Annotated in this window: 7 protein-coding genes; 1 reads left to right on the top strand and 6 read right to left on the bottom strand. The window is 74.3% G+C overall.

Features of this window, described 5'->3' with window-relative positions:
- Nucleotides 1-144 precede the first annotated feature (144 nt).
- Nucleotides 145-2,445, bottom strand: coding sequence for an ATP-dependent DNA helicase UvrD2 (locus tag ACQP17_RS23960; protein WP_433858124.1), 2,301 nt, complete (start codon nucleotides 2,443-2,445; stop codon nucleotides 145-147).
- A gap of 520 nt (nucleotides 2,446-2,965) precedes the next feature.
- On the opposite strand from ACQP17_RS23960, the gene ACQP17_RS23955 reads away from it, so the two are divergent.
- On the top strand, nucleotides 2,966-3,208 hold the full coding sequence (locus ACQP17_RS23955; RefSeq protein ID WP_189104245.1) for a mycoredoxin: 243 nt from the start codon (nucleotides 2,966-2,968) through the stop codon (nucleotides 3,206-3,208).
- 208 nt (nucleotides 3,209-3,416) lie between these two features.
- Here the strand turns inward: ACQP17_RS23955 and nudC are convergent, their stop codons facing one another.
- From nudC to ACQP17_RS23930, 5 genes are all read right to left on the bottom strand, one after another.
- Complete coding sequence (nudC, locus tag ACQP17_RS23950) at nucleotides 3,417-4,352, bottom strand: NAD(+) diphosphatase (protein ID WP_433858123.1); 936 nt, start codon at nucleotides 4,350-4,352, stop codon at nucleotides 3,417-3,419.
- Between the two features lie 76 nt (nucleotides 4,353-4,428).
- Nucleotides 4,429-5,829 (bottom strand): dipeptidase, encoded by a 1,401-nt coding sequence (locus ACQP17_RS23945; protein ID WP_433858122.1) that lies wholly within the window; start codon nucleotides 5,827-5,829, stop codon nucleotides 4,429-4,431.
- A 10-nt stretch (nucleotides 5,830-5,839) separates the two neighbouring features.
- Complete coding sequence (locus ACQP17_RS23940; RefSeq protein ID WP_433858121.1) at nucleotides 5,840-9,436, bottom strand: UvrD-helicase domain-containing protein; 3,597 nt, start codon at nucleotides 9,434-9,436, stop codon at nucleotides 5,840-5,842.
- A 589-nt stretch (nucleotides 9,437-10,025) separates the two neighbouring features.
- The gene (locus ACQP17_RS23935) at nucleotides 10,026-13,463 is read right to left on the bottom strand and encodes an ATP-dependent helicase (RefSeq protein ID WP_433858120.1); all 3,438 of its coding nucleotides are present in this window, start codon (nucleotides 13,461-13,463) and stop codon (nucleotides 10,026-10,028) included.
- 208 nt (nucleotides 13,464-13,671) lie between these two features.
- Nucleotides 13,672-14,076: an MGMT family protein gene (locus ACQP17_RS23930; protein ID WP_433858119.1), complete on the bottom strand. Its 405-nt coding sequence runs from the start codon at nucleotides 14,074-14,076 to the stop codon at nucleotides 13,672-13,674.
- Nucleotides 14,077-14,110 lie beyond the last annotated feature (34 nt).

Below are 14,110 nucleotides of genomic sequence, written 5' to 3'. Positions count from 1 at the left end.
GGGCTCGCCTCCTCTCGGCGTCTCGGTGGACCGGGAATCCCGTTCCAGGGCGTTCAAGTACAGCACGGATCGATCGGATCTCGGAAAGAAACCGTTGTCCCCGTTGCTTCCGAAGGCTATGGGGCTGCGCTCCGCGGGCGCAAACTATTTTTCCGACGAGTTTTCCGCGGGTCCTCCGGAGGCCTCTTCCGAGGCTCCCACGCGCTCCTCACCGGCGCAGATCGCCAGCACGTCACTGCCGTAGCGGTCGAACTTGCGCCGCCCCACCCCTGAGATGACCGCGAGCTCCGCCTCGGTTCCCGGAACGGCCTCCGCGATCGCCATCAGGGTCTTGTCGGTGAAGACGCAGTAGGCGGGCTGCCGGGACCGTGCGGCCTGCTCGGTCCGCCACTCGCACAGCCGCTCGTACAGCGCCTCGTCCAGCTCCGAGGGGCAGTCCTCGCACCGCATCAGCTTCATCTCGCCCGCGTCCGTCAGCGTCCGGTTGCAGACCCGGCAGCGCGCCGGGCTGCGGTGCCGGGGACGCCGCGCCACCGCCGCCGCCCCCTCACCGCGCTCGACGCCCCCGGAGACCGCGCCGGGCATGCGACGGCCGGGCACCGTCCCCGAACCGGGCCGCAGACCGGTGAGGAACCGGCTGGCGCGGCGCGAGGCCCGCCCCCCGGGCGAACGCGCCAGCGACCAGGACAGGCCCAGGTGCATTCGGGCACGGGTGACGCCGACATACAGCAGCCGGCGCTCCTCCTCCACCTGCTCGTCGGTCCGGGCGTAGGTGATCGGCATCATGCCTTCGGTCAGGCCGACCAGGAACACCGCGTCCCACTCCAGGCCCTTGGCCGCGTGCAGGGACGCCAGCGTGACCCCCTCGACCGTCGGGGCGTGCTGGGCGTTGGCCCGCTCGTCCAGCTCGGCGACGAGATCGGCGAGCGTGGCCGCGGGCCGCGCCCGGGCGAAGTCCTCGGCGAGCCGCACCAGGGCCGCCAGCGACTCCCAGCGGTCGCGCACCGCGCCGGAACCGGCCGGCGGGCGGCTGGTCCAGCCCATGTCGCTGAGCACCGCCCGCACCTCGGACGGCAGGTCCAGGGCGTCGTCCAGCAGCGCGTCGTTGCCGCCGAAACGGGCGGCGCCCCGCAGCTTGACGCCCGCCTCCCGCACCTCCGGGCGCTCGAAGAACCGCTCGGCACCCCGCAGCTGATACGGCACACCGGCATCGGCCAGCGCCTGCTCGTAGACCTCGGACTGGGCGTTGACGCGGAAGAGCACGGCGATCTCACTGGCCGGCACACCGGAGGCGATCAGGTCGCGGATCCGGCGAGCGGTGCCCTCGGCCTCGGCGGGCTCGTCGGCGTACTCCGTGTACACCGGCTCGGGGCCCGCCTCGCGCTGCGAGACCAGCTCCAGCCGGTGCTCGGCGGCACGCCCCCTGGCCTGGGAGAGCAGACCGTTGGCGAGGTGCACCACCTGCGGGCTGGAGCGGTAGTCGCGGACGAGCTTGACGACGGTCGCCTGCGGATGGCGGTTACGGAAGTTGAGGAGATGGTCGGGGGTGGCGCCGGTGAAGCTGTAGATCGTCTGGCTGGCGTCGCCGACCACACAGAGGTTGTCGCGGTCCCCCAGCCACAGCTCCAGCAGCCGCTGCTGGAGCGGGCTGACGTCCTGGTACTCGTCCACGACGAAGTGCTGATACTGCGAACGGACCTGCTCGGCGATGTCGTGCCGGTCCTGGAGCACCCCCACCGTGAGCAGCAGCACATCCTCGAAGTCGATGCGGCCCCGCTCCCGCTTGAGCTCCTCGTACGTCCCGTAGATCTGCCCGACCTCCGCCGGGTCGCGAGGGGCCTCACGGCCGGCCTTGACGACCGCGGCCGGATAGTCGGCCGGCACGGTCTGGGTGACCTTCGACCACTCGATCTCGGCCGTGACATCCCGCAGCTCGTTGCGGTCCAGCCGGATGCGGCAGCGGGCGGCGGCCTCGGCGACCACCTGGATCTTGCGCTCCAGCAGCCGCGGGACCTCACCGCCGACGGCCTTCGGCCAGAAGAACTGGAGCTGGCGCAGGGCCGCGGAGTGGAACGTCCGGGCCTGCACACCGCCGGCGCCGAGCTGCCGCAGCCGGCCGCGCATCTCACCGGCCGCCCGCGCCGTGAACGTGACGGCCAGCACACTCGCGGGCGTCAGGATCCCCGCGCGCACGCCGTACGCGATCCGGTGGGTGATCGCGCGGGTCTTGCCCGTGCCGGCGCCCGCCAGCACACACACCGGACCGTGCAGAGCCGTCGCGACCTCGCGCTGCTCGGGGTCGAGCCCGTCGAGCACCGCGTCGGCCGAGTCCGGCACCTGCGGGAAAAGAGAGGAGTCCGTTGCTGCTGTCACCCCGCCATGCTGCCAGGTCCGCCCAGGCGCCCCCGCCCCCTGTCCACAGCCGCCGCCCCCGGTCATACGCATCGCCCCCACTGTGGACAACCGCCGACGCCCAGGCCCGGCGACTGCTTTCCTGAGATCAGCACAAGACGAGGCGAGGCGACGTACGGCCGGGCGGGGGTGCGGGAGAGCGGCGGGAGGCTCGGGGAGGACGGCCCGGGCCGAGGTTGGGACCAGGGCTGGGAACGGGCTGGGACCGGGGCTGGGGTGATTCGGGGCTGCGGGGTTCGGGGCTCTGGTGGCTTGGGGCTGCGGGGGCTCGGGGTCGAGTGGCTTTGGCTCGGGTGGCTGGGGTGGCTTGGGCTGGGGTGGCCTGGGCTGGTCGAGGACGGCTCGGGGGCGGCGGCTTCGGTCGGTGGGGGTGTGGGGAGGGGCGGGGGTGGGGCCCCCAAGCAGGAAAGGACGAACGGCCCGAGCCCGCGCACGCCCCCCGCTCCCCCACCGGGAATGTCCGCCCCCCGATGTACGTTGTGGTGCTTGGCCACGCCGAATACAAGCCGGCGGGTGGTATCGGATCACGACTTATCGAAGGAGCACGGGGCGCATGGCGGGCACTGTGACGATGTACAGCACGACCTGGTGCGGTTACTGCCGTCGGCTGAAGGGCCAGATGGACCGCGAGGGCATCGCGTACACCGAGATCAACATCGAGCACGACCCGGAGTCGGCGGAGTTCGTGGAGAAGGCGAACGGCGGCAACCAGACGGTTCCGACCGTGCTGTTCCCCGACGGCTCGACGCTGACGAACCCGTCCCTCGCGCAGGTCAAGCAGAAGGTCGGCGTCTGACACCAGAAGGTCGGCGTCCGACGCCGGAGGATCGGCATCGGACGCACCAGATCTCCGACGCGCAGTGGGCCCTGTCCGGCCCCGGGCCGTCGGCCGGAGTCCCCGTGGGCTCCGGCCGGCGGCCTTTCGCGCGCCGGTGACGGCGCTGTGTGCGCGAAGGTCCGGCGGCGGGGCCGGCGCCGTGTCCCGCTTCAGGCCTCCGCGCCGGTCACGGCTTGGGCAGGGGCTTGCCGTACCAGAGCTCGATCAGGCGGGCGGCGATGGAGATGCCGTACGGCGGGAGGACCTCGCCGGATTCGAAGGCGGCGCGCAGGTCCTCGCGGGAGAACCAGCGGGCCTCCTCGATCTCCTCGCCGTCGACCTGGATCTCGGACGAGGTGGCGCGGGCCATGAAGCCCAGCATCAGGCTGGAGGGGAAGGGCCAGGGCTGGCTGGCGACGTATTCGACGTCGCCGACGACGACTCCGGCCTCCTCGAAGACCTCGCGGGCCACCGAGTGCTCGATGGACTCGCCCGGCTCGACGAAGCCCGCGAGCGTGGAGAAGCGGCCCTCGGGCCAGTGCACCTGGCGGCCGAGGAGGGCACGGTCCTCCTCGTCCGTGACGAGCATGATCACGGCCGGGTCGGTGCGCGGGTAGTGCTCGGCGCCGCAGGCGGGGCAGCGGCGGATGTGGCCGGCGGCGGCGATGACGGTGCGTTCGCCGCAGCGGGAGCAGAAGCGGTGCAGGCGCTGCCAGTTCTCAAGCGCCACGGCGTGCACGAGAAGGCCGGCGTCGCGCGGGGACAGCAGCAGGCCGGCCTCGCGCAGGCCCGCCGGGCGCGCGGACTGGTCCATGCGGCCGGGCAGCGAGTCCTTCTGGAGGGCGAAGTAGCTGACGCCGTCGTTGTCGGTGCCGAGGTAGTAGCGGTGCGCCTCGGTCAGGGGCGCCTCGAAGGTCGGCGTCATGATCAGTTCGGTGCGGCCGTCGGGGGTGTCGTCGATCAGCGCCTGGCCGCCGGACACCACGAAGACGCGCGTCGTCGGGTGGCTCCAGGCCGCCGCCAGCCAGGCCTCGTCGAGACGGTGGTGGGCCGAGCGGTCGATCCCGCTCGGCGCGCTGAAGGTGAGCGGCCGGTCGGCGGTGTGGTCGGTCCAGGTGGTCACTGCTGTTTCCAACTCCCCCTGTGGCGTGGGTGATTGCTGCGTGCGGGCGCGGAACGGTGCGGCGGTGCGCGTCCGGTCAAGCGGGATGCCAGGTCTCCGCCAGGTCGCCCCACAGGTGGGCGGTGGTCTCGACGCCCTTCATCAGCAGGTCGAGTTCCACCTTTTCGTTCGGGGCGTGCCAGCCGTCGGAGGGAACGGAGATGCCGAGGAAGAGGACCGGGACGCCGAGGACGTCCTGGAGGTCGGCGGCCGGCCCGGAGCCGCCTTCGCGGGTGAAGCGGATCTTCTGGCCGAACGCCCGGCCCATGGCGCGGACGACGGACTGGAGGGCGGGGTGGTCGAGCGGGGTGAGGCAGGGGCGGGTGGCGCCCCAGAAGGTGATCTCGTGGCGGATGCCGGCCGGGAGCCGGGCTGCGACCCAGTCGCGGACGGACCGCTGGACGGCGTCCGCGTCCTGGCCGGCGACCAGCCGGAAGGAGAGCTTCAGCTGGGCGGTGGCGGGGACGATGGTCTTGCCGCCGGGGCCCTGGTAACCGCCGCTGATGCCGTTGACCTCGGCGGTGGGGCGGGCCCAGATGCGTTCGAGGGTGGTGCTGCCGGCCTCGCCGAGGGGGGCGTGGGAGTGCGCGGTGCGCAGCCACTCCTCCTCGTCGAAGGGCAGCTCGGCGAAGAGTTCCCGCTCGCGGGCGGTGAGTTCGATGACGCCGTCGTAGAAGCCGGGGACGGCGACCCGGCGGTCGGCGTCGTGCAGGGCGGCGGCCAGCCGGGCGGCCTCGGTGGCGGGGTTGGGGACCGCGCCGCCGAAGGAGCCGGAGTGGATGTCCTGGTCGGGGCCGCGGAGGTCGATCTGGCAGTCCGTCAGGCCGCGCATGCCGGTGCAGACGGTGGGGGTGTCCCTGGACCACATGCCGGTGTCGGAGACGACCACCGTGTCGCAGGCGAGGCGGTCGGCGTGCTTCTCGATGAGGGCGGGGAAGTTCGGTGAGCCGGACTCCTCCTCGCCCTCGATGAGCAGCTTGAGGTTGACGGCGGGGGCGGTGCGGCCGGTGGCGGCGAGGTGGGCGCGGACGCCGAGGGTGTGGAAGAAGACCTGGCCCTTGTCGTCGGCGGCGCCGCGGGCGTAGAGCTTGCCGTCGACGGTCTCGGGGACGAAGGGGTCGGTGTGCCAGCCGTCCTCGCGGGCGGCGGGCTGGACGTCGTGGTGGCCGTAGACGAGCACGGTGGGCGCGGACGGGTCGCCGGAGGGCCATTCGGCGAAGACCGCGGGCAGGCCGCCGGTCTCCCAGATCTCGCTGGTGGTGAAGCCGGTGTCGGTGAGCTTCGCGGCGAGCCATTCGGCGCTGCGGCGTACGTCGCCGGCGCGTTCCGGGTCGGCGGACACGGAGGGGATGCGCAGCCACTCGGTGAGGTCGCCGAGGAAGGCTTCGCGGTGGGCGGCGAGGTACGCGCGGACGGCGCTGTCCGGGGTGGTGCTCATATGGCCGAGCCTATCGGCCTTCCGGGGGATGGCCGTCGGCGGTCTCGCCGAGCAGGATGCGTTCGAGTCCGGCCCGGCCGGGCAGCCGGGCGGGTCTGACCACCTCGCCGCTGCGGACGTAGAGGAAGGCGGCGTCGACGGCGGTGGGCTCCAGGCCGTGGCGCTCGGCCCAGGCGAGGCGGTAGACGGCCAGCTGGAGGGGGTCGGCGGTGTGGGTGCGGCCGGTTTTCCAGTCGACGATCTCGAAGCGGTCGCCGTGGGGGCCGGGCTCCTTGTAGACGGCGTCGATGCGGCCGCGGATCACGCGTCCGGCGAGCGTCAGCTGGAAGGGCGCCTCGACGCGGTAGGGGGTGCGGTGGGCGTAGGGGGTGCGGGCGAAGGCTTCCTTGAGGGTTTCGAGGTCGTGTTCGTCGGTGATCGGGGCGTCCTCGTCCTCGTCGGCGCCCGGTAGCTCGTCGGGGCCGAGCAGGGGCAGGGTCAGCTCTTCGAAGCGGGATTCGACCCAGGCGTGGAAGCGGGTGCCGCGGCGGGCGCCGGGTTGTGGCGGGCGCGGCATGGGGCGGGCCAGTTCGCGGGCGAAGGCGTCGGGGTCGGCGGCGAGGCGGAGCAGCTGGGTGGCGCTGAGCGCGGAGGGCAGCGGGACCTCGCGGACGGTGGCGCGGGAGCGGCGCAGCTCGGCGGCGAGCGTTTCCAGGTCGCGGTCCCAGGAGCCGACGGTGCGGCGTTCCTCGGGGAGGAGAGCGGCGGGTGTCTCGTCGTGGGGCGTGGTGTCGTGGTCGTGGGGGGCGGTGTCGGGGTCGGTGAGGTCGGGTTCCGTGGTGCGCTGGGCGCCGATGCGGGGGCGGGGCGGGGTGGGGGCGGCGTCGGGGAGGTCGTCGGGCGTGGTGTCGTGGTCGAAGGGGTCGCCGAGGGGGCCGTCGAACGGGTCGGCTTCGGGAGCGTCGAACGGGTCGGCTTCCGGGGCGGCGAACGGGTCGGGGCCCCATGCCTCGTCGTCGGGCGGAGGCGGTGGCCATTCGGGGTCGTGGGCGGGGAGGGCGTCCGGGGTGGCGGAGGGGGCCGGCTCGTCCGTGCGGCGGGCCAGGTGGGCGTGGACGAGCGCGGCGGCGCTGCGGCGGCGGGCGGTGGCCGTGGGGTCGAGGGGCAGCGGCCAGGCCTGTTCGGCGGCGGCCTCGGCGAGGGCGGGGTTCTCCTCGCCGTCCTCGGGGGCGGCGGCCCAGTGCTCGATCTCGCCGTGTCCGGCTTCGCAGTGGGTGCGCAGGGCCTCCAGGAAGACGGAGGGGCCACGCGGCCGCTTCTGGTGGGGGCCCCACCAGTGGCCGGAGCCGAGCAGCAGGGAGCGGGGGCGGGTGAAGGTGACGTAGCCGAGGCGGAGTTCCTCGGTTTCCTGGTGGTCCTTCATCGCCTCCTTGAAGTCCTTCAGGCCGCGGGCGGTCCATTCGGTGACGTCGGGGAGGGTGGCGGCGTCGCCGCGCAGGGTGTGCGGGAGGACCTTGGGCCGGCTGGTCCAGGACTCGCGGGCCTGTTCGCTGGGGAACTGCTTGGTGACCAGGCCGGGTACGGCGACGACGTCCCATTCCAGGCCCTTGGACTTGTGGGCGGTCAGCACCTTGACGGTGTTGTCGCCGCCGGGCAGGGAGCTGTCCAGGCCTTTTTCGTACTGGACGGCGGTGCGCAGGAAGCCGAGGAAGGCGAGGAGGGTGGCGTCGCCGTCGAGGGATTCACCGCCCTGTTTGGCGGCGAATCCGGCGGCGATGTCGAGGAAGGTGCCGAGGGTTTCGCGGCGGCGGGCGGCCAGGGCGTGGGGGGAGGCGGACAGTTCGACCTCCAGGCCGGTGGTGGCCAGGATCCGGTGGAGGACGTCCATGAGGGGGTCGCCGAGGGAGCGGCGCAGGTCGCGGAGTTCGGTGGCGAGGTGGGCGAAGCGGACGCGGGCCTCGGCGGAGAAGGGAAGGCCGTCGTCGGGGCCGTCGGCCACGAGGAAGGTGTCGAGGGCGTCGGCGAGCGAGATGGTCTCGGCGGGGTCGACGCCTTCGACGGCTTCGGCGAGGCGTTGTGCCGGGTCGTCGGAGGGGGCCGGGTGGTGGACGAGGGTGCGGGCGCGGCGGCCGAGGAGGGCGAGGTCGCGGGGGCCGATGCGCCAGCGGGGGCCGGTGAGCAGGCGGACCAGGGCGGCGTTGGCGGTGGGGTCCTGGAGGACGTCGCAGACGGCGACGAGGTCGGCGATCTCGGGCAGGTGCAGAAGGCCGGAGAGGCCGACGACCTCGACGGGGATGTCCCGGGCGACGAGTTCGCCCTGGAGGTGGGCGAAGTCGGCGGCGGTGCGGCAGAGCACGGCGATCTCGCCGGGGGGTGTGCCGGTGCGGACGAGGTGGGCGAGGGAGTCGGCGAGCCAGGTGAGTTCTTCGGCGTGGGTGGGCAGCAGGGCGCAGCGGACGAGGCCGTCGCGCTCGGCGCCGGGGGCGGGGCGCAGTGCCTCGACGCCTTCGTGGCGTGCGCGGAGGGGGGCGGCGAGGGTGTTGGCGAGGTCGAGGAGGCGGCCGCCGCTGCGGCGGTTCTCGCTGAGGGCCTGGCGGCGGGCGGGGGTGCCGTCGGGGAAGGGGAAGTGGGTGGGGAAGTCGTCGAGGTTGGCCACGGAGGCGCCGCGCCAGCCGTAGATGGCCTGACAGGGGTCGCCGACGGCAGTCACGGCATGCCCGGTGGCGGTCCCGTTGGCGGCGCCGAAGAGGCCGGAGAGCAGCAGTCGTTGGGCGACGGAGGTGTCCTGGTACTCGTCGAGGAGGACGACGCGGAATTCGTCGCGCAGGAGGCGGCCGACCTCGGGGCGGGTGGTGGCGAGGGTGGCGGAGTGGGCGATCTGGTCGCCGAAGTCGAGGAGGTCGCGGCGGCGCTTCTCGTCGCGGTAGGCGGTGACGAGGTCGAGGAGTTCCCGGCGGCCGCGGGCGGTTTCGGGGGCTTTGCGCAGGTCGGCGTTGGTGAGGCGGACGCCGTCGAGGGCCGCGAGCAGCTCGGTGTCGTGGGCGCGGAGTACGGCGGGGTCGACGAGGTGCTCGGAGAGTTCGGCGTCGAGGGCGAGGAGGTCCTCCACGAGGGAGGGCAGGGAGGTGGTGAGGGAGGGGTAGGGGCCGGGGGCGGTGCGCAGGGTGCGGGCGGCGAGCTGGAAGCGGGTGGCGTCGGCGAGGAGGTGGGCGCCGGGTTCCAGGCCGATGCGCAGGCCGTGGTCCTTGAGGAGCTGTCCGGCGAAGGCGTGGTAGGTGGAGATCCGCGGCTCTCCGGGGGGCTGGCCGGTGGCGGCGCCGCTGTCGTCGAGCGGGAGGGCGTCCGGGTCGGTGACGCCGGCGGCGAGGAGGGCACTGCGGACGCGTTCGGCCAGCTCACCGGCCGCCTTGTTGGTGAAGGTCAGACCGAGGACCTGCTCCGGGGCGACCTGGCCGGTGCCGACCAGCCACACGACGCGGGCGGCCATCACCGTGGTCTTCCCGGAACCGGCTCCGGCCACGATGACCTGCGGGGCGGGCGGGGCGGTGATGCACTCCGTCTGCTCCGGTGTGAACGGAATGCCGAGGAGCTCCTTGAGCTGCTCGGGATCACTGAGGCGAGCTGACACGGAAAAAACGGTAGCGGTCACCACTGACAATCCGCTCCGCTGGGGCGGCCTTCCCACGTTTTTGGCTTTCCCGCCGTGTGTCTTCTCGGCGTTGCGCCTGCGGCCGGTTCGCTGCGCTTCACCGTCTCCCCCACGTTGTCGGCTGTCCCGCCGTGGGGGTTGTTCGCCGTTGCGCCTGCGGCGGGCGGTGGGTGTCGGGTGCGGTGACGGACCTCCGGGGTCGGTGTGTGGGACTGCTTCGCTTTACGTCCCACACACCGACCCCTCCGGCCCGTCCCCTCCCGTGGAGGGAAAAGTTTCGGTGAGTGGGGGCGGGCCATCTAGGCCCTTTCCGCGTGACCGACAAGGCGCACCGCACCACCTGCGACCACCCCCACCGGCCCCCTTCCCTCCCTCAACGGGAGGGGGCGGGCCGGAGGGGCCTGGTGTGTGGACGTAAAGCGAAGCAGTCCACACACCAGGCCCCGGAGGACCGCCACCGCACCCGACAGCCCCGCGCAGCGGACCCGCCCGCCGCAGGCGCAACGGCGAGAAACCACCACGGCGGGAAAGACAAAAACGTGGGAAGCAAAGCCAACCGCAGCGAAACTCACTCCACGACGTGTCTCCCCTCCGGCTGGGCGCTGCACGAAGTGCGGAAGGTGCAGTGGGTGCAGTGGGTGCCGGTGGTGGGGGTGAACCGCTCTTCCAGGACGCGGCCCGCGGCGGTGGCGAGCAGGTCGCCTACCCACTCGCCGTCCAGTGGCTGCTGGGCCTGGACGGCGGGCAGGGCGTCGCCGCCTTCCTTCTGGGCCGCGCCCAGGCGCAGGTGTACCAGTTCGGCGCCGCCCGGGTGGGGGGTGTGGCCGTCGAAGGCGTCGTCGAGGGCGCCCTCGCGCACCGCGAGCTGGTAGACGGCGAGCTGGGGGTGGCGGGCGACCTCGGGGCCGGTGGGTTTTTGCTTGCCCGTTTTGAAGTCGACGACGTAGGCGCGTCCCTGGGCGTCGCGGGAGACGTGGTCCATGCTGCCGCGGATGCGGACCTCGTGGGGGCCGGCCCGGAGGGTGAGGTCGAAGCCGTGTTCGGTGGCGACGGTGTCCCGGCCGCGGGTTTCGCGTTCCATGACGTGCCAGCGCAGGAAGCGTTCCAGGGCGGCGCGCGCGGTGTCCTTCTCCTGGCGGGACTTCCAGGGGGCGTCGAAGGCGAGCGCGTCCCATACGGAGTCCAGGCGTTCCATGAGGACGGCGAGGTCGGCGGGGGTGCGGCCGGAGGCGACCTCGTCGGCGAGGACGTGGACCACGTTGCCGAAGCCCTGGGCGGCGGTGGCGGGGGTGTCCGCCTTGACCTCGCGGCCCAGGAACCACTGGAGGGAGCAGGTGTGGGCGAGCTGGTCGAGGGCGCTGCCGGAGAGCACCACGGGCCGGTCGCGGTCGCGGAGCGGGACGCTGCTGCGGGTGGGTTCGTGCAGGCCCCACCAGGTGTCGGGGTGGGCGGCCGGCACCAGGGGGTGGTGGTCGTCGTCGCGGAGCGCGGCGAGCCGGGCGAGCCGCTGGGCGGCGGCCTCGCGCAGGGCGGGGGTGGCGGCCGGGTCGACGGTGGTGGCGCGCAGTTCGGCGACGAGGGCGGCCACCGCCAGGGGGCGGCGGGGGCGGCCGGTGACGTCCTGGGGGGTGATGCCCAGCTCGGTCAGGAAGCGGGACGGCTGGTCGCCGTCGTCGGCCGCGGCCCTCACGGCGGTGACGACGAGCCGTTCGCGGGCGCGGGTGGCGGCCACGTAGAACAGCCGGCGTTCCTCGGCGAGCAGGGCGCCGGCGGGCAGCGGCTCGGCCAGGCCGTCGCGGCCGATCCGGTCGGCTTCCAGGAGTGAGCCGCGCCGGCGCAGGTCGGGCCACAGGCCCTCCTGGACGCCGGCGACGACGACGAGCCGCCACTCCAGGCCCTTGGCGCGGTGGGCGGTCATCAGGCGTACGGCGTCGGGGCGCACCGCGCGGCGGGTGAGGGTGTCGGCGGCGATGTCCTGGGCGTCGAGTTCCTCCAGGAAGTTGAGGGCGCCGCGGCCGCCGGTGCGTTCCTCGGCGCGGGCGGCGGTCTCGAAGAGGGCGACGACGGCGTCCAGGTCGCGGTCGGCGTTGCGGCCGGCGGCGCCGCCGCGGTGGGCGGCCCGCTCCAGGCGCTGCGGCCAGGGGGTGCCGTCCCACAGTTCCCACAGCCCCTGTTCGGCGGTGCCGCCGTCGGCGAGGAGGGTGCGGGCCGTGCGCAGCAGCAGGCCGAGCCGCTGGGCGCCGCGGGCGTAGCCGGGGTCGTGGGTGACCAGGCGGCGGGGGTCGGCGAGGGCGCGGGCGATCAGTTCGTCGGAGGGGCGGGGCAGCGGCCGGCCGGCGTGGCGTTCCTCCTCGCGCAGGGCGCGGCCCAGCCGGCGCAGGTCGGCGGAGTCCATGCCGCCGAGGGGGGAGGCCAGCAGGTCGGTGGCGGTTTCGGCGTCGAGCCAGCGGGGGGCGCCGTCGTCCTCCTGCGGGGTGGTCGGTCCGGTTGCGGTGTCCTGGGACGGGGTGTCGGGGTCGGGGCCGAGGGCGGCGCGGGCCGCCACCCGCAGCGCCGTGAGCAGGGGGGCGACCGCGGGTTCGTGCCGCAGCGGCAGATCGTCGCCGTCGATGTCGAGGGGGACGCCGGCCGAGGTCAGGGCGCGGCGCACGGCGGGCAGCGAGCGCCCCCCGGCGCGGACGAGGACGGCCATCTCGCGCCAGGGCACCCCGTCCTCCAGGTGGGCGCGGCGCAGGATGTCGGCGACGTTGTCGAGTTCGGCGCCGGGCGTCGGGTACGTGTACGCCTCGACGCGGCCGCCGTCCCGTACCGGCCGGGGCTCGCGGTGGGCGCGTACCTTCGCGGCGGGCAGGCGGGTGAGCGGCATCCGGCGGGTCAGCTGCCGGGTGGCGGCGAGCAGGTCGGCGCCGGAGCGGCGGGAGGTGCCGAGGACGGCGACCGGGGCGGGGGTGCCGTCGGCGCGCCGGAAGGTCTCGGGGAAGTCGAGGATGCCGTTGACGTCGGCGCCGCGGAAGGCGTAGATCGACTGGTCGGGGTCGCCGAAGGCGATCAGGGTGCGTCCCGGGGAGCCCGCCGCGGCGGACGTGGTGTGGTTGCCGGCGAGGGCGCGCAGCAGCCGTACCTGGGCGGCGTCGGTGTCCTGGTACTCGTCGACGTAGACCGCGTCGTAGGAGGCGGCCCACCGGGCGGCGGTGTCGGGGTGTTCGGCGTGCAGGACCGCGCGGTGCACGAGTTCGGCGTAGTCGAGCATGCCCTGGGCTTCGAGGACGTCGAGGTATTCGGCGAGGAAGCCGGCCGCGGCGCTCCAGTCGGGGCGTCCGGTGCGGGCGGCGAAGGCGCCCAGCGCGTCCGGGCCCAGGCCCAGTTCGCGGCTGCGGGCGAGCACCGCGCGGACCTCGTCGGCGAAGCCGCGGGTGGTCAGGCAGGCGCGCAGCTCGTCCGGCCAGCGCACCCGGGCGCGGCCCGCGCCGGCCAGTTCGGCCTGGCCTTCGAGGAGTTCGCGGACCACGAGGTCCTGTTCGGGCCCGGACAGCAGCCGCAGGGGTTCGGCGAAGAGTTCGGCGTCCTGGTGGGCGCGGACCTGGGCGTAGCAGAAGGAGTGGAAGGTGGTCGCCTGCGGGATGCCGGGCCGGCGCGGGGTGGCGCCGGTGCCGGCGGGCCCGCCGGGCGGTGCGTCCGGGCCGGCCAGCCGGGCCGCGAGCCGGTCGCGGAGTTCGACGGCGGCCTTGCGGCTGAAGGTGAGGACGAGGATCCGTTCGGGATCGGCCCCGGCGCGCACCCGGCGGACCACCGACTCCACCAGCGTCGTGGTCTTGCCGGTGCCCGGCCCGGCGAGCACCAGCAGCGGCCCGTGCCGGTGGTCAACCACGGCGCGCTGGGCTGCGTCCAAGGCAGGAGGATCCACCCGACCCGGCGCGGTGCGCACCAGGCGGTACGCGCCGGCGGTGTTCCGCCGCGCGGCCCGGTGGGGCTGCGTCGGCGGGACGGCCGAGAAGGAGGAACTCACGTGGATCGCCGGTCCTGAAGGAGAGTGCGTGGTCGTGGTGCAGAGGGGGTGCGGGCCGCCCGGCGGTGCGCGGAGCGGGTCGGGTGGCCGGCCGGGGCGCGCGGCCCGCGGCGGGACCGTGGGCGCAACGACGGTGCCCGACGCTACGCCAGGCCCGCGGCGGGTCCGGCGGCAGCCTCCCGGTCGGCCGGGAGGCGGGGCGCCGGCGCTACGGCTCCCCGTCGCCGTCCTGCCGCCCGTCCCAGCGGGCGCGTCGCATGTCGAGGCGCGGTATGTGTCCGCGCGTCATCGCGGCGCCTCGCCCGCCCCCGTCGGGGGTGTCCCCCGTGGGGGTGGTGCGCAGGGGCGTGCCCTCGTCGCGGTAGTGCGCGAGCGCGCGCAGTTCGCTGCCGGGCAGCAGCAGGCCGTCCGCGCGCACCACGCGCCACCAGGGCACCGCGCCGCCGTAGAGCGCCATCACCCTGCCGACCTGCCGCGGTCCTCCCTCGTCGAGCCATTCGGCGATGTCGCCGTAGGTCATCACCCGGCCCGCCGGGATCAGCTCGGCGACGGCGAGGACCCGCTCCGCGTACGCGGGGAGTTCCCCCGCCGTCGAATCTCCGGTCCCACTCATTCGGTCCATCCTGCCGCACGGCACCGACAATGGG

The organism is Streptomyces kronopolitis (assembly GCF_050953795.1).
Lineage (GTDB): Bacteria > Actinomycetota > Actinomycetes > Streptomycetales > Streptomycetaceae > Streptomyces > Streptomyces kronopolitis_A.
Note: the sequence above shows the minus strand (reverse complement) of the source record. Positions and strands in the feature narration are given on the sequence as shown.

Excerpts from the sequence above, each read along its gene's own strand:
- ACQP17_RS23960 (WP_433858124.1), bottom strand. The coding sequence starts at position 2,445 with ATGCGTATGACCGGGGGCGGCGGCTGTGGACAGGGGGCGGGGGCGCCT.
- ACQP17_RS23955 (WP_189104245.1), top strand. The coding sequence starts at position 2,966 with ATGGCGGGCACTGTGACGATGTACAGCACGACCTGGTGCGGTTACTGC.
- ACQP17_RS23945 (WP_433858122.1), bottom strand. The coding sequence starts at position 5,829 with ATGAGCACCACCCCGGACAGCGCCGTCCGCGCGTACCTCGCCGCCCAC.
- ACQP17_RS23930 (WP_433858119.1), bottom strand. The coding sequence starts at position 14,076 with ATGAGTGGGACCGGAGATTCGACGGCGGGGGAACTCCCCGCGTACGCG.